17 protein-coding genes are annotated in these 20192 nt (G+C 52.5%); 12 read left to right on the top strand and 5 right to left on the bottom strand.

The genetic code is table 11. The features are described 5' to 3' along the window. Nucleotides 1-73: 73 nt before the first annotated feature. The 4 genes from KOR42_RS12230 (at nucleotide 74) to KOR42_RS12215 (ending at nucleotide 5693) form a co-directional block, all read left to right on the top strand. Nucleotides 74-760, top strand: coding sequence for a hypothetical protein (locus KOR42_RS12230; RefSeq protein WP_146510114.1), 687 nt, complete (start codon nucleotides 74-76; stop codon nucleotides 758-760). Next, nucleotides 760-1461 carry a hypothetical protein gene (locus KOR42_RS12225; RefSeq protein ID WP_146510113.1) on the top strand — a complete coding sequence of 234 codons (702 nt, stop codon included), beginning with the start codon at nucleotides 760-762 and terminating at the stop codon, nucleotides 1459-1461. Before KOR42_RS12230 ends, KOR42_RS12225 begins: the two co-directional genes overlap by 1 nt. 104 nt (nucleotides 1462-1565) lie before the next feature. Then, nucleotides 1566-4259 carry a DUF1549 domain-containing protein gene (locus tag KOR42_RS12220; RefSeq protein WP_146510112.1) on the top strand — a complete coding sequence of 898 codons (2694 nt, stop codon included), beginning with the start codon at nucleotides 1566-1568 and terminating at the stop codon, nucleotides 4257-4259. Between the two features lie 132 nt (nucleotides 4260-4391). Then, on the top strand, nucleotides 4392-5693 hold the full coding sequence (locus tag KOR42_RS12215) for a DUF1501 domain-containing protein (protein ID WP_146510111.1): 1302 nt from the start codon (nucleotides 4392-4394) through the stop codon (nucleotides 5691-5693). A 211-nt stretch (nucleotides 5694-5904) separates the two neighbouring features. Here the strand turns inward: KOR42_RS12215 and KOR42_RS26600 are convergent, their stop codons facing one another. After that, complete coding sequence (locus KOR42_RS26600) at nucleotides 5905-6045, bottom strand: hypothetical protein (RefSeq protein ID WP_197441112.1); 141 nt, start codon at nucleotides 6043-6045, stop codon at nucleotides 5905-5907. On the opposite strand from KOR42_RS26600, the gene KOR42_RS12210 reads away from it, so the two are divergent. Both KOR42_RS12210 and KOR42_RS12205 read left to right on the top strand, forming a co-directional pair. Next, nucleotides 6044-7480: an aldehyde dehydrogenase family protein gene (locus tag KOR42_RS12210; protein ID WP_146510110.1), complete on the top strand. Its 1437-nt coding sequence runs from the start codon at nucleotides 6044-6046 to the stop codon at nucleotides 7478-7480. The two genes, KOR42_RS26600 and KOR42_RS12210, sit on opposite strands and share 2 nt — an antisense overlap. A 191-nt stretch (nucleotides 7481-7671) precedes the next feature. Beyond that, complete coding sequence (locus tag KOR42_RS12205) at nucleotides 7672-8382, top strand: SOS response-associated peptidase (protein WP_146510109.1); 711 nt, start codon at nucleotides 7672-7674, stop codon at nucleotides 8380-8382. Nucleotides 8383-8421: 39 nt separating this feature from the next. On the opposite strand, the gene KOR42_RS12200 is transcribed toward KOR42_RS12205, so the two are convergent. After that, a complete protein-coding gene (locus KOR42_RS12200) occupies nucleotides 8422-8826 on the bottom strand; it encodes a 6-pyruvoyl trahydropterin synthase family protein (RefSeq protein WP_146510108.1) in 405 nt (134 codons plus the stop codon). A gap of 805 nt (nucleotides 8827-9631) precedes the next feature. Here KOR42_RS12200 and KOR42_RS12195 point away from each other — a divergent pair. Next, nucleotides 9632-11206 (top strand): 2-isopropylmalate synthase, encoded by a 1575-nt coding sequence (locus KOR42_RS12195; RefSeq protein WP_146510107.1) that lies wholly within the window; start codon nucleotides 9632-9634, stop codon nucleotides 11204-11206. Between the two features lie 293 nt (nucleotides 11207-11499). Here the strand turns inward: KOR42_RS12195 and KOR42_RS12190 are convergent, their stop codons facing one another. Continuing rightward, nucleotides 11500-12099: a hypothetical protein gene (locus KOR42_RS12190; RefSeq protein WP_146510106.1), complete on the bottom strand. Its 600-nt coding sequence runs from the start codon at nucleotides 12097-12099 to the stop codon at nucleotides 11500-11502. 277 nt (nucleotides 12100-12376) lie between these two features. After that, nucleotides 12377-13426 (bottom strand): ComEC/Rec2 family competence protein, encoded by a 1050-nt coding sequence (locus tag KOR42_RS12185; protein ID WP_231740891.1) that lies wholly within the window; start codon nucleotides 13424-13426, stop codon nucleotides 12377-12379. 548 nt (nucleotides 13427-13974) lie between these two features. On the opposite strand from KOR42_RS12185, the gene greA reads away from it, so the two are divergent. Further along, nucleotides 13975-14457: a transcription elongation factor GreA gene (gene greA / locus KOR42_RS12180; RefSeq protein ID WP_146510105.1), complete on the top strand. Its 483-nt coding sequence runs from the start codon at nucleotides 13975-13977 to the stop codon at nucleotides 14455-14457. A gap of 36 nt (nucleotides 14458-14493) precedes the next feature. Here the strand turns inward: greA and KOR42_RS12175 are convergent, their stop codons facing one another. Beyond that, complete coding sequence (locus KOR42_RS12175; RefSeq protein ID WP_146510104.1) at nucleotides 14494-15084, bottom strand: UbiX family flavin prenyltransferase; 591 nt, start codon at nucleotides 15082-15084, stop codon at nucleotides 14494-14496. 280 nt (nucleotides 15085-15364) lie between these two features. Between KOR42_RS12175 and KOR42_RS12170 the strand changes: the two genes are divergently transcribed. From KOR42_RS12170 to KOR42_RS12155, 4 genes are all read left to right on the top strand, one after another. Further along, on the top strand, nucleotides 15365-16402 hold the full coding sequence (locus KOR42_RS12170; RefSeq protein WP_146510103.1) for a metal ABC transporter solute-binding protein, Zn/Mn family: 1038 nt from the start codon (nucleotides 15365-15367) through the stop codon (nucleotides 16400-16402). 92 nt (nucleotides 16403-16494) lie between these two features. Beyond that, entirely contained in the window at nucleotides 16495-17265 is a 771-nt protein-coding gene (locus tag KOR42_RS12165) for a metal ABC transporter ATP-binding protein (RefSeq protein WP_146510102.1), read from the top strand. After that, nucleotides 17262-18734: a metal ABC transporter permease gene (locus KOR42_RS12160; RefSeq protein ID WP_231740890.1), complete on the top strand. Its 1473-nt coding sequence runs from the start codon at nucleotides 17262-17264 to the stop codon at nucleotides 18732-18734. The genes KOR42_RS12165 and KOR42_RS12160 overlap by 4 nt, the downstream gene beginning before the upstream one ends. Then, entirely contained in the window at nucleotides 18734-20086 is a 1353-nt protein-coding gene (locus KOR42_RS12155) for a metal ABC transporter permease (protein ID WP_146510101.1), read from the top strand. Before KOR42_RS12160 ends, KOR42_RS12155 begins: the two co-directional genes overlap by 1 nt. Nucleotides 20087-20192: the final 106 nt, after the last annotated feature.

Here is a 20192-nt window from a genome sequence, read left to right as displayed (position 1 = left end):
TATGCCAAGGTGTGAGAGACCGTGAACGAAGAGTTTGTCACGGTCAGATTGACAGGGAAACGAACGAATTCACATGAACCTTTTTTCTGAACAAGATGGTTTTCTGCTCGATGCGCATCGCTATCTTTGCGATGAGATGTCGGAGGCCGAGCGGCAATCTTTCGAAGCGTTATTGGCAGCGAATCCTTCCGCACAAGACGCTTTCGTCGATCAAGTTCTTCTGGAGGCAGCTTGCCATCGAATTGCTTCTGAAGGTTCGCGGGCTGCGAGTATTCAGCAGCCCAATGATCTCTCCCCGGCATCGCAGGCAATTCAAGAAACAAGTGTTCGACCGGCACTGGTTTCCCGGTCGCCGGTGCTGGTGAGTTCTGGAGGACAGACAACGGCGAAAGATCGTTCCTCGCGTTGGGACCTGAGCCGAACACTTGCGGTCGTTGTGACAAGTTGCGTGATGGGAGTCATGATCTGGGGAGGAGGTTCCGCCCTTCACGAGTTGGACTCCCGACGGTCGTTTCGTGATCAACTTGTGACCAACGATGACGTGAATGCAGTCGGTGTCTGGGCAGAATTGAGTGCCGACGATTCCGCGGCTTTCAATGACGATGTTGATCCCGACGCGGAAGCGGATCTGATGTTGTCTCCATTGTTCGTGTCGGCAGAACTTGATGTCCCGGATTGGATGTTCGCAGCGGTTGAAGCATTGTCGCTAATGGACGATGTAAATCTCGAGGAATCTCCGTCGGATGGAGGGCCTCTGTGATGTCATGCTGCGTTCGTCGAGATTTGCAAAATTCCTTTGTGGCTGTGCTTTCACTCATCCTGTTTCTGAACACATCGCTTCAGGCACAGGACCAGAAAGAAGCGTTCACCAGGCAGCAGGAAATGGTCGCTCTTGAATTCGCCAAAGAGCATCACCGCGAACTTCATAAGTTAATTTCGCAGCTGAAGGAGATGGATCCTCAGCGGTATGAGTCTGCGATTGCCGAGTTGTTCGAAAGCAGCGAACGCCTCAATCGATTCAAGGAGCGAGTGCCCGATCGCTACGAGACAGAAATTGAATTGTGGAAGATCGATTCCCGAGTGCGACTGCTCGTGGCGCGTTCGATGTCGGGAATGGAAGAAGAAGCTCGCGAACAGATTCGACGACTCTTGATCAGAAGAAACCGGGTCCGGGCGACGCAACTTGCTCGTGAGAAAAAGAAGCTCGAGGAACGCATCGATCGCATGGAACAACAGATCGACGATTTGCAGACCAACACCGAACAACTCGCCGAGAACGAACTCAACCGGCTTCTGCGATCGGCACGGAATCGTTCGGCTGCCAAACAACGGAGCGAGGGAGCCTCAGCGAAGAAAAACGTGAAGGGGCAACGGAGTAACCTCGAACGCGGTTCAGATTCTGCAAAAACTGAAGACGCCCAAAAACAGTCCCCGAATAATCGTTCGGGAAAGAAACAGTAGAACAAAGAAGCTGTAGAACACTGCGAGATCCGCAGGCCGACGACATTGAGTGATTGGTCAGTCCATTCGAGTTTCTGATCACTTGAGATAACAGAGGAACCTCTATGAAGCGCCCTACCTTAACCTCAAATTTCAGGTTCTTTTCGATCCTGGCATTCGTCGGAGTCATGTGCACCGGATTGACTCAAGAGTCCGGTGCCGATGACGTGATCGCGAGTCTGCGGGATCGTTTTCAATCGGCGGATGTCTCAGAAATTCCTGACTTCCAAAAACATGTCGTTCCCTTAATGGGGCGGCTGGGCTGCAACGGTCGAGCGTGTCATGGCTCGTTTCAGGGGCAGGGGGGATTCCGCCTTTCTCTGTTCGGGTACGACTTCGAAATGGATCACGAGGGGCTCTCTGATCGAATTGATACCGACGATCCCATGGAGAGTTATGCCCTTCAGAAGCCGACTCTCATCGAGCCACACGAAGGTGGAAAGAGGATGAGTGTCGGAGAATGGGAGCACACCGTTTTCCTGAAATGGATCGAAGGGGGCGCGAAAGGGGTTGAGACGCCACTCAAATTGAACGCACTGCGTGTCACACCGTCAGAGATTGAATTCTCGGCCAGTCATCAGAGTCAACCGCTTTCAGTGACTGCGGTTTGGGCAGATGGAACAGAAGAAGACGTGACGTGTCTGTGTCGATACACCACAAACGATGAGACGATCTGTCAGGTCGATGAAGACGGCATCGTCAGTTCCGGAGAGGTGGGGGACTCGCACATTGTTGTTGCTTACGACGGCGCCGTTGTTCCGATTCCGGTTCTCCGTCCCGTTTCCGAGAAGACGGGAGACAACTTCCCTGAACTCGCTGCGACGACGATGATCGACAAGCATGTCGTAAACAAGTTGAGCAAGATGGGAATCATTCCATCGGAGACATCCACCGATGCTGAGTTCCTCCGCCGTGTCAGCCTCGACATGACCGGAACTCTTCCGACCGCGAAAGAAGTACGAGAGTTCCTCGCCGATTCTTCAGCAGATAAACGCGAGCGAAAAATTGACGAGTTGCTCGAGTCTCCGGCCTACGCTGCCTGGTGGACAACCCAACTCTGCGACTGGACGGGCTGTAGTGATCAGACTCTGAACAATGTTAATCCAGCGAATCGACAGCGAGGCAGCGAAGACTGGTACGAATGGATTTACAAACGTGTTGCAGACAACGTTCCGTACGACGAAATCGTTGAGAATATCGTCGTCGCCAACAGTCGAAAACCGGGCGAATCCTATCGCGACTACAGCGAGAGGATGAGCACTTACGCCCGTGATGAGGACGCGTCGTACGCCGATCAGGACGGTCTGATTTACTTCTGGGGACGCAATAACTTCCGAGCGACCGAAGACCGGGCGATTGGATTCGCTTACACGTTCATGGGAACGCGGATTCAGTGTGCTCAATGTCATAAGCATCCGTTCGATGTTTGGACTCAGAAAGATTTTCAGGAGTTCGAACAGTTCTTCACCCGTGTGAACTTCGCTCGAAACGGTGGCGACCGCAAAGAGTACAACGAACTGATCGAAGAACTCGGTCTTGCCGAGCTCAAAGGAAACGAACAGCGACGGGAGATGTCAAAAGCTCTGAAAGAAGGCAAGACCATCCCGTTTCCTGAATTGACGATTTCGCAACCTCGCCTGACGGGAGCTCAGCGAAGGAAAATCGCCGAAGCAAAGAAGAAAGGCAAGAAACCACAGGTCCCGGGAAAAATGGCGCGTCTTCTCGGCGAACAGACCGTCGATGTGGACAATATTGACGATCCCCGAACAGCGTTGATGGATTGGCTGCGGCAGAGTCCGACTCAGCTCTTTGCGAAGGCATTCGTGAATCGAGTTTGGGCCAGCTACTTCAACCGTGGAATTGTCGAACCGACCGATGATTTGTCACTCGGGAATCCTCCAAGCAATGGCCCGCTGCTGGATTACCTTGCACAGGGATTCATCGACAGCGGATACGACATGAAGTGGGTCCATCGTGAGATTTGCCTTTCGGACACCTATCAACGTTCGTGGCGACCGACTGAAACGAACATCCATGACGAACGCAATTTCAGTCGGGCGGTTCCTCGGCGACTCCCTGCCGAAGTCGCTTACGACGCAATCACCATGGCCACACTGAATGACGATCGAGCTGAACTCTTTACCAGTGAACTCGACGGAAGAGCATTGACGCAAACGTCTCCTCCGCGAAATGCGAGAGGGGGAATTGACTATGCGTTGTCTGTGTTTGGTCGTTCGACACGGGAGAGCAATTGCGATTGCGATCGGTCTTCAGAAGCGAGTCTGTTGCAGACACTGTTCGTTCGAAACGATGACGACACACTCGATATGCTCGAGAGTCGAAACGGGTGGCTGTCCAGTGTGAGCCGTCAATCACAAGATGAATCGACAAACGCGGCAGTCAAACGCAGAGTCGAAAATCTGGAACGTCGAATGGCTCAGCTGCAGCGGCAGTTGAAGAAGGCTGAAAAGGACAAAAACAAAAGACTTGTTTCAAATCTCGAGAAGCAACTTGCAACCGTCGAGCTTCAACTTCTCCCACTGACTGAAAAGCAGACTGCGAACGAAGAGCAGCCATCGGAACAGGATCTCGAATCTCTGATTGAGGAAGCGTACCTGCGGACGGTCAGCCGATTTCCAAGCGAGGCTGAGCAGACAATTGCAATGACATACTTGAATGACTCGGAAGATCTCAATGCGGGGATCAAAGACCTGATGTGGGCACTTCTCAACACGAAAGAGTTTCTCGTCAATCACTAATCATCTTCGCCAGGCATGGCCTCGAATGAAGGGGCCTGCCTGGGGAGTCGATATTCACTGAATTCAAACGGATTTACTGACCGCGAACATCATTGACCAGTTGATTTCAACTTTTGAACAGGAACAGAAATTATGGCGATTCACAAGACATGTGATGGGATGCAGCGACGCGATTTCCTGCGAGTAGGGGCAGTGGGGGCCTCATCGCTGTCGCTGGGATCGTTTCTGAAAATGAGCGAAGCCGGACAGGTCAACCAGGCTGCGAAAGCGAAGTCCGCAATCTTCATCAATCTTCCGGGTGGTCCGTCTCATATGGACACCTTCGATCTGAAGCCAGATGCTCCGGACGAATATCGCGGAGAGTTCCAGCCGATTCAGACGAAGATCCCCGGAATTGAAATTTCGGAGCACCTGCCGAAGCTTGCTTCGTCGATGGACAAGTTCGTGATTCTCCGAGGTGTCAGTCACACATTGGCAGCACACCGGCTGGGATCAGAGTATGTCAACTCGGGAAATCGTCCGTTGCCTTCGTTGGAGTTTCCGGGTTACGGAGCCGTTGTGACTCGCGAACTCGGTGGGCCTGCGGACTTGCCTCCGTTCGTTTCCATCCCGCGTTCCAATCAGAGGCCGGGGTATCTGGGAGTCAAATACGCTCCGCTGCATACCAACACCACTCCGCAACCGGGGCGTGCCTATTCTGTGCGAGGAATTTCGCTCGGAAACGGTTTGACGATTTCGGATGTTGAGAAACGACAGAGTCTGCTCAGCAGTCTCGACACCACGTTCGCGGGCTTTGAGAAAGACAATCAACTGCTTGACGGGCTCGATCGATTCTCGCAGCAAGCGTACTCGATGATCACTTCGAAACGTGCCAGAGACGCCTTCGATGTCAGTCTCGAAAGTCCTCAGTTTGCAGATCAGTTCGGAGAAGGTGCGTTCGGACAGAGTTGCCTGCTGGCGAGTCGGCTTGTCGAAGCTGGCGTCCGCTTTGTGACGGTCTCAACTGGCGGTTGGGATACTCACCGGGATAACTGGGATAAACTCAAGACCAACCTCCTTCCAAGTTTCGACGAAGGACTCTCGGCCCTCTTGAACGGTCTGGAACAGAAGGGGCTTCTGGAATCGACTGCGGTTTATGTGACCGGGGAATTCGGGCGGACTCCGAAAATTAATCAGGAACGCGGAGGACGTGATCACTATCCTCGCTGCATGTTCATGTTGATGGCTGGCGGCGGAATTTCTGGCGGGCGAGTGCTCGGAGAGTCCGACGACAAAGCGACGGAGCCACTTAACGACGGCTTCACTCCCGACGATGTCGCTGCCTCGTTCTACCACAACATCGGAATCGATCACACGAAGGAATATCACACCAACACCGGTCGACCTGTGATGATTGTCCGGGAAGGAAACGTCATCGAAGAACTGTTCTCCTAAGACTTTCGGGCGAGTTTTTCGTCTCCGTCGAGAATTGTTTGTCTCGTTTCAATTCTTTCTCGTTTCAAACTGAAAATTCCATCGCGACCCTGCCGGAAGAATTTCTGGTGGGGTCGCGTTGTTTGTCGGTCCGATCAAAACCCCGCAGGAAATGGGCGATCGGGTTCGGATTCGGTCGACAGCTTGATTGACCGAATATCTTCACAAAAACTCACTGATGCAATCGGCCGGGAAGGTTGACCGTCTGGGGACTTGGCAACCGGTCGAAAACTCCTACGATGTTCTGAGAGATCATTTTGTATTGTTTCGTTCCCGGCTGGCCGCCAGCCATCTTCTGAAAGTCGTCGAACATGCTTGAGATTCCCGTGATTCGTTGGGGAAAACCGTACACCTCAATGGACAAAGCTCCTGTCGTCCACTTTGAAACGGGCGAAGAACTGGCGCAGATGGATCAGGCCAACGGCGGTTTGATCAAGATGGATATGCGAAAAGCTGCGAATGCGAGAAATCGCCTTCGAGAATTTTCCATCGAACAGCTTTGCGAGATGTGTGCGAAAGCTGGCGAACTATTCATGTCGGCGGATCTTCCGCTCGGAAATGGCATGCAGTCGCCTGCCGATTTTTGTCGCATTCAATCAGCGACAACCGGCCTTCCCGAGCATATGTGTGCATTCAACATGAAGAAGAATGCATTCGTGATGCAGCACATGAAGGAAGTTCTGGAAGCTCTGACGCGCGGGCTGCCGTTCGAAATTCTCTCTCGCGGATACGGGATGGAAGATCGCGGAGTGATGGTGAGCTATCAGGCGACAGCTCCCGTGCTCGGTGCAGTTCTTCCGAACAACTCACCGGGAGTGCATACGCTTTGGCTGCCGCTGATTCCGTTGCAGCTGGGATTGGTGCTTAAGCCCGGTTCGCAGGAACCGTGGACGCCTTATCGAATGTTTGCAGCAATGGTCGAAGCTGGGATTCCAGCGGAAGTCTTCTGCCTGTATCCCGGGCCTCGCGAGTGTGGGGCAGCATTGATGGAAACCTGTGAACGGTCGATGATTTTTGGAGGCCAGCAGACCATCGATCAATATGCGGCGAACCCACGCGTTCAGGCACACGGACCGGGGTTCTCGAAGGTTCTGATTGGCGACGATCTCGTCGATCGCTGGGAAGACCATCTCGATCTTCTCGTCGATAGTATTTTCGCGAACTCGGGTCGAAGTTGTATCAATGCTTCCGGGATCTGGGCATCACGTCATACGGAAGAAATCGTGGAAGCAATTGCTGAGAAGCTTGGGCCGGTCGCGCCGCTTCCGATGACCGATCCGAACGCTTCGCTCGCGGCTTTCACAACGAAAGGCGTCGCTGAGGCGATGAATGATCAGATCGAGGAAAAGCTCGGCGAACACGGTGTGACGGAAGTCACTGCCAAATATCGTGATGGAGATCGCTGGGTCTCCGAAGATCGTTATGATTTTCTTCGACCAACCATTGTTCACTGCAGCAGTCCTGAACCTTTCCTGGCGAACAGTGAGTACATGTTCCCGTTTGCATCGGTCGTCGAATGCCCGCAAGACAAGATGATTCGCACGATCGGATCGACGCTTGTTTGTAGCGTTCTTACCGAGGACGAAAACTGGTCCCGGCAATTGCTCGATGCGACCAACATCGATCGCCTGAACATTGGCCCGGTGAAAACGATGCAGCTCAACTGGCTGCAGCCGCACGAAGGGAACATCATCGATTTCATGTTCCGAAACCGAGCCTTCCAGAATTCTCCGCCTCCTGCCCACTAAAGCAAGTTGTTCTTTCCTGTGTACTCGCTTCGGTTGTTTCATCAGACTAAAGGCTGAGGTTGTTCGTGCGAGTGAGTGAGAAACTATCAACAAATGCTCTCAGAGCGTGAATATGGAGTGTGAGAGTCATACATCGGGAACTTTGCGAGGCATGGATGCCGCTCTCGCGATGACAACAACGGAGAGAAATTGTGTGCGGTCGTTTTAATCTTCGAATCACCGCAGCCGATCTGAAATCACTTTTCGGGACAACGGAGCAGGGGATCCGCTCCAATCCTCAAGAGTTCGATTCCTGTTTGACCCGGTTCAACATCGCTCCGACACAGAAGTCCATCGTCTGTCACCTCGGTGAATCGGACACTCCGGTCCTCACTCCGATGCGCTGGGGACTGATCCCTTCGTGGGCCAAGGATCTGCGGATCGGAGCGAAGATGATCAACGCCCGTTCGGAGACCGTTGCGGAAAAACCGTCGTTTCGCTCGGCGTTCAAGCGGCGGAGATGCCTCGTTCCCGCGAGCGGTTTTTACGAATGGAAACGCAGCGGGAAGGAAAAACAACCGTTCCATATCCATCAGACGGATGATTCTCCGTTCGCGATGGCGGGGTTGTGGGAACTGCTGAAGCAGTCCGGTGGACCGGATCGAGACGAGCCGGCAGAAATTCTCTCGTTCACGATTCTGACGGCAGCAGCCAACTCGTTCATGTCACCTATTCATGACCGAATGCCGGTGATTTTGAGTGGGGAATCAGCAGCTGTGTGGCTTGATCATGAAGTCGAAGCAAGCGCTCTGAGCGAATTGATTCAGCCATTCGAGTGGGAGAATTTCGAGGCTGTTCCGATCTCTTCGACAGTCAACAATGCCCGCAATGAAACGCCTGAGTGTCTGGCTCCTCTCTCATAGAGCTGACGGATCGAATCTTCTGCGGGTGTCTTATCGTGATCACCCTTGCGAATATGTCGCACAGGATCGAACCGTTTCCCAAAGACTGACTTCACGGACGGGAAGCCCATGTTCTCGCGCTTGCTCATAGATGAGCTTTGCGATGTTTTCGGCAGTTGGATTGTCGGGAATGACGAATAGAGGTTCGCCCTGTTCCTGTAGAAAGGGGAGAATGGGATCGCGTTCGCAAAGAATCATGCGATGATCGAGGTTCTCTTCGATCCAGCATCGAACCCGTTTTTTGATATCGGTGAAATCGATCAACATCCCCCGATCGTCCAGTGTTTCTCCCTGGAGAACGATTACTGCTTTTCCGTTGTGGCCGTGCAAGTGTTTGCACTTCCCGTCGTAATTGAGCAGGCGGTGACCGTAACAGAAGTCGATTTCCTGCGTGACGCGAAACATGTCGACAGTCCATTCAATACGTATTTTAAGGCAGTCAGTTCAGGTTCCGCGGTAACGAACGAGAACTTCCAAAATTGTAGGCCTGAGAAACTCTCGGCTCAAACAGGCGTGCAATGTGGCGGGTGAGATCACAGAGAGCAAGTTTCGAAACCGATTGCTTTCACAAACTCGAAGATTCCAAGGGAATTGAGTTCCTTCCGGCGAATCTTCGGACCGGGTCGAGCGTCTTCTGCGTGTTCTGAACGCTCAAAATTCAGGCGGTCAGAGAAACTGAGAAATCGGACCAATGACGCTGTGGATGAAGTTTGTCGATGATCCTTCGAACTCGCGAATGGAATTCAAAGAAGAAACGAATTTTCGTCGAGTTTCTGACGGAATCAGAGAACATAGCTGACTTTTCTTCGAAATCGCAGCGAACTTGTTGCCGAGAATGGGGTCCTCAAAAGTGCTGATTTTCGGCAGTCGGATGAAGTGTCGGTCATTTTCGAACCGAATACATCAATATCCGACTGTCTGTTTTGTCGAGTGGCTCTCTTCGAATGAAATGGAGTCAAACTTGACGTCGCTCATTGATCGATCTAATCTCATACCTATGAATCACGCATCCGCCATTTCGATCAACCTTCTACTAGGTCTACTTCCTCTCCGGAGGTCTTAGGCTGATGCTCTGATATTATAGACAGACCATTTCACCCTGAGGCTTTCCTGGAAAGCCTCAGGGTTTTTTTGTTTCCTGATTTCCGTTTTCTGCGAGTCTTCGCACCAGTGATTTTTCAGAACCCGATTGTCCACCGAAAGGGACACAATGTCTGACACGATTACGATTTTCGACACCACTCTCCGCGATGGGGAGCAATCTCCGGGCTGCAGCATGGACACTGCTGAAAAACTTGAGGTGGCGAAAGCGCTGGTGGAACTTGGAGTCGATGTGGTCGAGGCAGGGTTCCCGATTGCATCTCCCGGAGACTTTGAAGCTGTCCAGAAAATTGCCGAGATGTATGGCGATCAGTCGACGATCTGTGCGTTGGCACGCTGTCGAAAGGAAGATGTTGATCGCGCCTGGGAAGCGTTGCAGCATGCCAAGAACGCCCGGATTCACGTCTTTCTCGCCACGAGTGCGATTCACCGTGAATTCAAATTGAAGATGGCCAAGGAGGAAATTATCCGCCGAGCTGTCGAAATGGTGAAATATGCCAGCGACCAGATGGCGACTCGCAGCGATATCACCGTCCCGAATGTTGAGTTCTCACCGGAGGATGCGTCGCGAACGGAACTCGATTTCCTCTGCGAGGTTGTCGAAAAGACAATCGACGCGGGAGCGACCACTGTCAACATTCCGGATACCGTTGGCTATGCCACACCGGACCATTTTCGGACTGTGATTTCCTACTTGAAAGCGAACGTTCCGAACATCGATCGGGCGGTCATCAGTACTCACTGTCACAATGACCTTGGGTTAGCGGTTGCCAACAGTTTGGCAGGCGTCGAATCCGGAGCCCGACAGATTGAGTGTACGATGAATGGGTTGGGAGAACGTGCGGGGAATGCGGCTCTTGAAGAAGTCGTCATGGCGTTGAAGACCCGTCAGGACTACTTCAAAGTCGAGACCAACATCAACACCAAGAAGCTGTATCCGACGAGTCGACTCATTTCGAATGTGACCGGAATGGCCGTTCAGCGGAACAAAGCGATTGTCGGTCAGAACGCATTCGCTCATGAGTCCGGAATTCATCAGCATGGAATGCTTCAGGAGCGGACGACCTACGAGATCATGCGACCGGAAGATGTCGGCTACGTTGGCCAGAATCTGGTGCTCGGAAAACACAGCGGTCGCCATGCGTTTCGTGATCGAATCGAAACGTTGGGTTTCTCGCTGAACGATGAAGATTTCCAGAAAGTCTTTGACGCTTTCATCGCTTTGGCGGATAAGAAGAAGGAAATCTACGACTCGGATGTGATTGCTCTCGTCGACAATCAGTCGAGCGCGTTGATTGAACAGGAGTGGTCGATCAAGAACTTCCACACTCTCGGTGGAACGGGAACCATTCCGACGGCAACGATCGAACTGGAACATGAATCCGGGAAGATTGTGCAGGACGCCGCCACAGGTGATGGCCCGGTTGATGCCGCGTTCAAATGTCTCGAACGAATTACCGGAGTGTCGGCGAAGTTGACCAACTATTCGGTCAGAAGTGTTTCCAGTGGAAAAGATGCGCTCGGCGAGGTCAGTCTTTCGATTGACGTTGATGGACTGAATTTCCACGGAAAAGGAGTCAGCACAGATGTGATTGAAGCGAGTGCCTACAGCTATTTGCAGGCATTGAATAAATCACTGTCTCGAACTCGTGGAAGAAGAAAGAGCGAGCAGAAGGGGCTTTAAAGTCTGGTCGCAGAACCGTTTTCAGTTCGATGAGTGTTTCGAGAAACCACTCGAGTCGCGGGTTTCGAAATTGCTTCGGAGCCAGCTCGATGGTTTCTCTGCACTCGTTGGAGCTGGGGGCAGCGAAGGAACAGTACCGCTCAGAAGGTGGTACCGCTCAGAAAACAGCAACGAAACTTGTTGCGCAGGAGTTTCTAGTTCATTGTCTGATTTGGTTTGCACTCACTCGAGCAAACTCAGATTCTTACCTGATGAAAGAGTTCAAGCGAGTGCACCGGAAAGAGCAACTTGCTCTAAAAGTCGAGTTCAACGACTCGTCCCATGATCAGGCGGACGTAGCGGGCATCGGTCCAATTCGATCCGTCGTCGTTCTTGAATGTCGCCTGCACGCGATAAATGTGATCGAGACCGGGATAGAGTGGATTGGACTCGAAATGCCAAACGTTCTCATCTTCGGCGTCACGGAATCCCTCAATGTTCTGCTCGATGCGCGGGGAGTTCATGTCGTGCACGATCACTTCGTAAGCACCGTTGATGTAAACGTCCAGCATTCCTGTTCGAGGATTTTTCTCGACAGGGACAGGCCGCGAAATCATCTGGTAGGTCCGACCGATTGTTCCGGCCGGAGGAACAGGTCTTGGCAGCGATGCCAACGGAAGTTCTCGAGGTGCGACTTGAGGAGGAACGGGATTGGCTTCCCAGCCGTTTTCGCATGGAGCACAGCGGAAGTACCAACCTGGTCCGACCTGCTTCGAGTGAGTCTGCTTGTGAGAACGAATCTGATGATTCGATTGCTCGATGCGGTGCGTGGTCTCTTCTGATGAAGCGGAATCCACTGGTCCGGTGATCCAAAGAAGAGCTGCCAGGGCGATTGGAGTCAGGTTTCGGAGCATAGATTCAGACCTTCAATGACCGGTGAATAGAACTGTCGCGGCAGATAAGATCTACCGCGACAGGACATTCATGGTTGCCGCATCGGAGTGAGCGAGGCGGCAAAGTGGTGAGTTACTAGAACGTACCACATCTGATCGTGAAGTCTCTGATCTTCTGAGCGAGGCGAAAATTTCGCGTCTCATTTTGAGTGGGGCTCTCGAAGAGTTTCGCGGACTGCTTCAATAGTCACAAATTGATTGTGAAGAATTGGTCTCGCGAATCACACAATCGCTAGGATTATCTCTCTCGCGACTGGTACTCGATTGGCTTCCCATCGTGACCGATCTGAACGGTATAACTGGAACCGTCGGGGCGAACGCTGGCTTTCACTCCAATCCCGTCACAATTTACGGTCGGCTCTGAGTTGGCGATAAACTCCGCTGGTGTTTGAGCATCGGCATCGACCTTCACATTTCGATGCAACTGATAGAGATGTTTCAGGGACTGACATGACTGGATCGTCGCGATGGAATCCGGATGGCCTCCCTTCGTCGGGCCATTACACATGACAGCCACTGTGGGATCGATAGCTTTGACGAGGACGGGATTGTTGCTGGTTGGCAATCCGTGATGTGTCACCATGAACAGGTCAACCGTTCCAACGGGGTTGTTGGGAGTCATCAGCTTCGCTTCGATTTCCCATGTCAAATCGCCGCAGCAAAGGAAACGGAAGTCCCCGAATTCGAACAGCAGGCTTAAGCTGCATGCGTTGTCGGTTTCATCTCTCGGCTGCTCTTCGCTTTCCGAAGCGAATGGATTCGGTTCGCCTGTGTTCGGGATGACGTTGCGGCTGGAGGTCAGAACGGTGACTGACAACGGAGTCCCATTGGAATCGAGTTCGAAGTGATCGCCCGCACTGAGTGTGCGCGACTGGTTTTGTGTCGCTGCTCTGTAATCGGCGATGCGCGTGTCGAAGTTCTTGTCTTCCTGAAGTGCATCGGGAATTCCGCGATCCCAGAAGTTGTGGATCGGAATCAGGGACGACAGGGTTGCATGGTTGCCATAGTGGTCGACGTGCCAGTGAGAAACGACAGCGTGATCGATATGGTCAAGGTGGGCGAGTTTGATTGTTTCGAGAATCCGATCTCGATCGCGACCGTTGTTGTCGGGATATCCTGAATCGATGAGAATGGATTCTCCAACAGGAGTGACGATCAGAGTCGCTGCTCCGCCTTCAACATCGATGAAGTAGATGTCGAGATGTCCGTCCTCTTTTCCTGCCTCTGCGCTGGGGCTGGAGATGAGAAGGCCTAGAAAGCAAGCGGAAATAAACATCCAGAAACGCATGGGAAATTCTCCTCGAGCACATCGCTCTGAATCAGTGCACCTACAGGAACGGTAAGACCGGATGGTCTGCTGTCTTGCTTGTGCGAACCTGAGAATGCGAATTTGAAAAGCATTCTCACTGAAGTGAGCTGGAAATCTGAGATTGGCGAATCCTGTGTTAAAATGCAACAAATGTGAGCGGAACGGTTCGGCTCCTGCACCTTCAGACGAGAAGGTGATCGCGAGTGAATGTCGAGATATCGGCAGCAAAAAGGGATAGACATCTCGCAGACGATCCGTTAAGAATGAGAGAACAACACGGGATGCGACCCCAATCGTCGTGCCCCGTGTTGTTTTACATATTTATCAAGGATTCTCGTTGCAAGTGTCAACGACGGGTGACATGAATCGACGAGTAGCGATCGACGAGTGACATGGGGCCTGTCGCTCGTTGCAACGACGGATTCCAGGAGTTGCAAGAATCATGAAGGGGCGATTCCTCTTCGCATCACTTGCCTCATCTCAATTCAATAATTTCTCCAATCCATAGAGTTCGAAGAGATAGCGTCATGGTCCAACCGATTACTCGCGAAGGGTACGACAAGCTTAAGAAGGAAATTCAACATCTCGAAAACGTCGTCATGCCCGAGATCGCTGAAAAGATCGCCGAAGCCCGTGCGGAAGGTGATCTGAAAGAAAACGCCGAGTATCATGGGCAACGCGAGGAGCAGGGGCGAATCGCTGCAAAGATTGCGCAGCTCAAAACCCGACTCGCGGACTGCCGCGTCGTCGATAAGTCTGACATGCCCAAAGGGGAAGTGACTTTCGGATCGACAGTGACGATCATCGATGTCGATCTCGATGAAGAAGAGACTTATGAATTCGTCGGGCCTGGCGAAGAAAATTACGATGGGCCTGTGATGAAGATTCTGACAACGAGCCCGATCGCCACTGCGCTCATGGGCAAAAAGGTCGGAGATCAAGTCAGCATTGAACTCCCTCGAACGACGATGGACGTCAAGATCGTCAAGATCGTCGATCACGGAGAGTAGCAGCTACGGGCACCGAAAAAGTAGCCCTGAGATGCTTTAGTCTGAACTGCTGCGACCCTCGGATTTTTCTCCCCACCGCTTAAAGAGGGAGTGTTCGATTTCGAAATAGTCCAGGGCTTTCCCGATCGTTTGATCGAGAATGTCTTCGATCGATTCAGGGTGGTGATAGAACGCCGGCGTGGGGGGAAGAATGAGTGCCCCCAGGTCGGCGGCTTTCAACATCAATTCAAGATGCCCTTTGTGCAGCGGCGTCTCGCGGACAGCAAGTATCAGCTTCCGTTTCTCTTTCAGGCAAACGTCAGCTGCGCGAACGAGCAGGTTGTCGGCATAGGAATTTGCGATTCCGGACAAACTTTTCATGCTGCACGGAATGACCATCATGCCGTCCGTTCGGAATGATCCCGAAGAAACCGCAGCTGCCATGTTGTCCTCTCGGTAGGCAACGTCTGCCAGCTGCTCGACCTCCTGGCAGGTGTAGCGTGTTTCGATGGGAATGGTCACTCGCGCTCCCTGAGAGAGAATCAGATGGGTCTCAATCTCGGGAAGGGCTCGAAGATGTTCAAGGGTTCGAATTCCGTAGATGACTGCGGAAGCGCCGCTCAAACCGATGATGATTCGCTTTTTCATGGCTCGGAGTTTGTCAGAAGACACGCGGTTGTCACTTCGTCGACTTGAGTGTTTTGACTCGAGAACAGCGTTTGGAAAAATGTTCGTGAGTCGGGTTGTTGAGAGATCTTAGCACGGTCCGGTGAATGTTCGACTGCCTGTTCCGAAGAGCAGACGCCAGAAACACTGGCATCTCGCATCAAATTGAGTGGATTTCGGCGAAGACCTCGACTTTTACGACGCACCTATTGTAGCATGTGATACAAGTTGTTCTTCATTCATCAGGAAATCGAGACACCTAATGGAGCGTCGTCAGATCATTCGTTCTGGATTCCAGCGGCATCGTCGAAAGAGTCAGCTGTGGTTGATTCTCGCGGTCTGTTTTTTGTCCGGGTGCGGAGCGAGTACCACTTCCAGTAGTGGTTCGGGAGATCGCACTTCTACCGATGAGGGCGGACGGATCGACGTTGTTGCCACAACGGGCATGGTTGCGGACCTTGTTCGCCATGTTGGTGGTGATCGAGTGAACGTCAAACAGATCATGGGGTCCGGAGTTGATCCGCACCTTTACAAAGCGACTCGTGATGACGTTCAAAAAATCATGCAGGCCGATCTTGTCTTCTATTCCGGTCTCATGCTGGAAGGGAAGATGGCAGATGTCTTCGTCAAAATTGCGAGGTCGAAGCCCGTCTACGCGGTGACGGAATTGATTCCCGAAGAGCAGCTGGTGGAGCCGGATGGCGCTCAAGGACATCTCGATCCGCATGTCTGGATGGATGTGGCGGCGTGGTCGAAATGCATTGACGTTGTGGAAAACGCATTGTCCGATCACGCTCCGCAGCTTGCTTCAGAGTTTCAGATTCGAGCCGCTGAATACCGAACTCAGTTGGAGAAGCTCCACGAATACGGGCAGAAGTCGATCGCGACAATTCCGGAGTCGAGTCGAATTCTGATTACGTCACACGATGCTTTCAATTATTTTGGTCGTGCCTATTCGCTGGAGGTTGTGGGAGTTCAAGGATTGTCGACCGAATCGGAAGCGGGGTTACAGCGTATCAATGAGTTGGTCGATCTCATTGTTGACCGTAAAGTGAAGGCTGTCTTCGTCGAAAGCAGTGTTTCTCGAAAGAACATCATGGCTCTTGTTGAAGGGGCACAGTCCAAAGGCCACTCAGTTGAGATCGGAGGGGAGCTTTACTCCGATGCAATGGGGCCGGATGGAAGCTATGAAGGAACGTATATCGGCATGCTTGACCACAACATCACCACCGTTACTGAAGCTCTGGGAGGAACAGTCCCGGAAGGTGGGTTTCAGAATCAGCAAGGTTCAGGCGAGTAGTTGGCTGGTCGATCAGTTGGCGGAAATCCGGTGGTCAATAAAATTTCAGTGGTTATTCATCCATAGAGTGAAGCAGAGGATCAGGTCCGAAAATGAAAGAGGAGATTCCACTCGCAGTTTCAGATTTGACAGTGGCCTATCATCGCAAGCCGGTCATCTGGGATGTGGGGTTCGAACTTCCAGCAGGATCGTTGATCGGTGTTGTCGGGCCGAATGGAGCAGGGAAAAGCACACTCCTCAAGGCGGTGATGGATTTGACTCCTCGGGCTTCGGGAAAAGTGCTTGTCTACGGAAAGACCTATCGGGAGAATCGCCGCCGCGTCGGATATGTGCCTCAACGTGAAAGCGTCGACTGGGACTTTCCCGTCGATGCGTTGGATGTTGTGACGATGGGGCTGTATGGAGAAATCGGCTGGTGTCTTCCTGTGAGAAGGAAACATCGTCAGGCAGCGATGGACGCACTCGATCGTGTCGGGATCGCCGATTTCGCAAAGCGACAAATCAGCCAACTCTCCGGGGGACAACAACAGCGTGTTTTCCTCGCTCGGGCACTTGTGCAGGATGCTGATCTCTATCTGATGGACGAACCGTTTGCGGCAGTCGACGCAGCCACAGAGCGTGCCATTATCGACATTCTGGGGGAGATGAAAGAGAGTGGGAAAACGGCTGTCGTGATTCATCACGATCTTCAAACAGTTCCTGAATATTTTGATTACGTTGTTCTCTTAAACATGCGAGTTGTGGCCCACGGCCCGGTTGAGGATGTGTTTACAAATGACAATCTTCAAAAGACGTATGGTGGAAGACTGACGTTGTTGGAGGAAGTTTCCGAAGCAATGCGTCGACGGGAGCGTTCTCTATGATTCGCTTTCGGCAAATCGCACTCATCTTCATGGCAACAACCTGGATGGCCGGATGCGTGTCGCTCGACGCCAGTGACGAAGTCCCTTCAACCGGGAATTCGTTAGCCAATCAGTCGATCAGTTGGCCGACGTGGGAGCAGGTGCGGCGCGTCGTTTTGTTGCAGGACTACAACACGCGCGTCGTCGTTTTCGGAACGACCCTTCTGGGATGCGCAGCTGGCATCGTCGGGAGTTTCACGCTGCTTCGAAGACGGGCACTGATGGGGGATGCCCTCAGTCATGCCACTTTGCCGGGCATTTGTATCGCTTTCCTTCTGGCAACGAAAATGGGATATGACGGGAAGTCTCTCTCGGTTCTTCTCTTGGGAGCAACTGTGTCCGGGATCCTGGGGATGTTGACCATCCTCTGGATTCGAAAGACAACTCAACTGAAAGATGATGCTGCATTGGGAGCTGTGCTTTCCGTCTTCTTCGGGGCGGGCGTCGCATTGCTCGGGATTGTGCAGCAAGTTTCGGGAGGCCACTCAGCTGGATTGGAAGCCTTCATTTACGGCAAGACTGCGTCAATGAATGTGGCGGATGCTAAAACGATCACGATGGCGGCTTTCGGAAGCATTGGTCTCTGCCTTGTTTTTTTCAAAGAGCTGAAGCTGCTTTGCTTCGATGAGAAATTTGCAGGCTCTCGCGGCTTTCCGGTCATGTTTCTGGACATCCTTCTGATGATGACCGTTGTCGTGGTGACAATCGTCGGCCTTCAAGCCGTCGGGCTGGTTTTGATGATCGCACTTCTCGTCATCCCCGCAGCGGCTGCTCGATTCTGGTCGGATGAGATGTCGAATATGGCCTGGATTTCTGCCGGGCTTGGCATGGTCAGTGGAATGCTGGGAGCGGAGTTCAGCGCAGTCTTTTCCCGTTTGCCATCCGGGGCGATGATCGTCTTGATCTGTACCGCGTTCTTCGCAATCAGCTTGATCTTCGGTTCAAAACATGGACTCTTGATTCGAGGACTGAGAAGAGTCCGCCTGAATCGTCGTATCGACCGCGAGCATTTGTTGCGGGCTGTCTACGAAAAACTTGAATCCGGGCAAGGGGAAGTGGGCAAAGGTGTTTCGTTCAATGAGTTGATGAAAAAGAGATCGTGGTCAGAGAGACGGCTTCGCGGATCAATTCGCAGAGAACAGAATGCCGGCCTTGTTTCATTCGAAGATCAATACGTCACTTTGAAAGCTCCGGGCATCGCGGAAGCAAGTCGTCTGACCCGACAACACCGCCTCTGGGAACTTTATCTGATCACACATGCAGAGATCGCTCCCAGTCGAGTCGATCGCGAAGCAGACATGATCGAACATGTTCTGGATCCCGACATGATTGCCGAGTTGGAACTTCTTCTCGACCGAGCTGGGCAGGACGTTCCAGCCAGTCCGCATGAGTTGACGGATTCATCAGTCAAAGCAGGAGTGGAGGACTGATGAGCATCTTCGAAAACTGGAGTTGGGCTCTCGATGGCTGGATTGTCGCAGCTGGAGTTTTGTGTGCGGTGGCATCGGCTCTGCTCGGGAACTTTCTCGTCTTGCGACGAATGAGCATGCTCGGGGATGCGATCAGTCATGCGGTGCTCCCGGGATTGGCAGCGTCATTTTTTCTGACGGAAAGCCGCAACAGCTGGCCGATGTTTGTCGGAGCTGTCCTCGCGGGTGTGCTCACGGCGTTCTTCACCGAGTGGATTCGGGGTGCAGGCAAGGTCGATGAAGGGGCGTCGATGGGGGTGGTCTTTACATCCCTGTTTGCCTTGGGATTGATCATGATTGTCCGCGCCGCCGACCATGTGGATCTTGATCCGGGATGTGTGTTGTATGGCGCGATCGAGATGACTCCGCTTGATCTGGTCGACATCCGCGGTTTCCTGATTCCCCGAGCTGTGGTCACACTCTCGGTGGTGACAGTGATCAATCTGTTGTTTGTGGGATTGTTCTGGAAGGAGCTGAAGATCAGTTCTTTCGATTCAGGGTTGGCAACGACCGTTGGGTTCAGTTCGCGATTGATTCACTATCTTCTGATGATTCTCGTGGCGGTCACAGCTGTGGCCAGCTTCGAAAGTGTCGGAAATATTCTGGTCGTTGCGATGCTCGTTGTGCCCGCTTCCGCAGCTTATATGCTGACAGACCGGCTGCTGCCGATGATTTTCGTCAGCGTGGTTCTTGCGGCAATCTCCGCTGTGACCGGCCATCTTTCGGCGATCATTGTGCCATCATGGTTTGGTTTCGAGAGCACAACGACAGCGGGAATGATGGCGGTGAGCGCCGGGGGAATTCTCTTTCTGTCGATTGTTTTCAGTCCGAAGAGCGGAGTGCTCATTCGCTTTGTCAGACAGCGATTGCTCGCTTGGCAGATTCTGGAAGAAGATGTCGTCGCGTTCCTGTATCGGATCGAAGAGCGGAAACTCCCGATTGGTCACGATTTCGAAACGCTTCGAAGAGAACTGCTCGCAGACTTTGTCTCAATGAAGGTCGTCCTCAATCGTCTCGTGTCACGCTCGCAGCTTGTTGTGGATCAAGGCGAATATAAATTGACTGATGAGGGACGGCTGAGAGCTGAGAGCCTTGTTCGCTCGCATCGGCTTTGGGAAGAGTATCTGGTCTCACATGTGGGGATCGATGCCGATCGTCTCCATCAGAAAGCGGAGCGACTGGAGCACTTCACCGACAAGGACCTGCGAGAGCGGCTGAACCACGAGACCAACGCCCCGGAAAATGATCCGCACGGACGTCCAATTCCGGCGGAGAGGGACTCACCGAAGTCCGATCAAGCGTCGACTTCCTAGTCGCATGAAGAACTTCTTGACGTCGTGTCATGGATTCGTTCGAAGAACAGGATCGCTTGCCGATGGAAACTTTCCCGTCGACGATTTTCAGAGCATCAAACGTCGC

It is taken from the genome of Thalassoglobus neptunius (genome assembly GCF_007859735.1).
Classification (GTDB): Bacteria; Planctomycetota; Planctomycetia; order Planctomycetales; family Planctomycetaceae; genus Thalassoglobus; species Thalassoglobus neptunius.
This window is presented reverse-complemented; position numbering and strand designations above follow the sequence as displayed.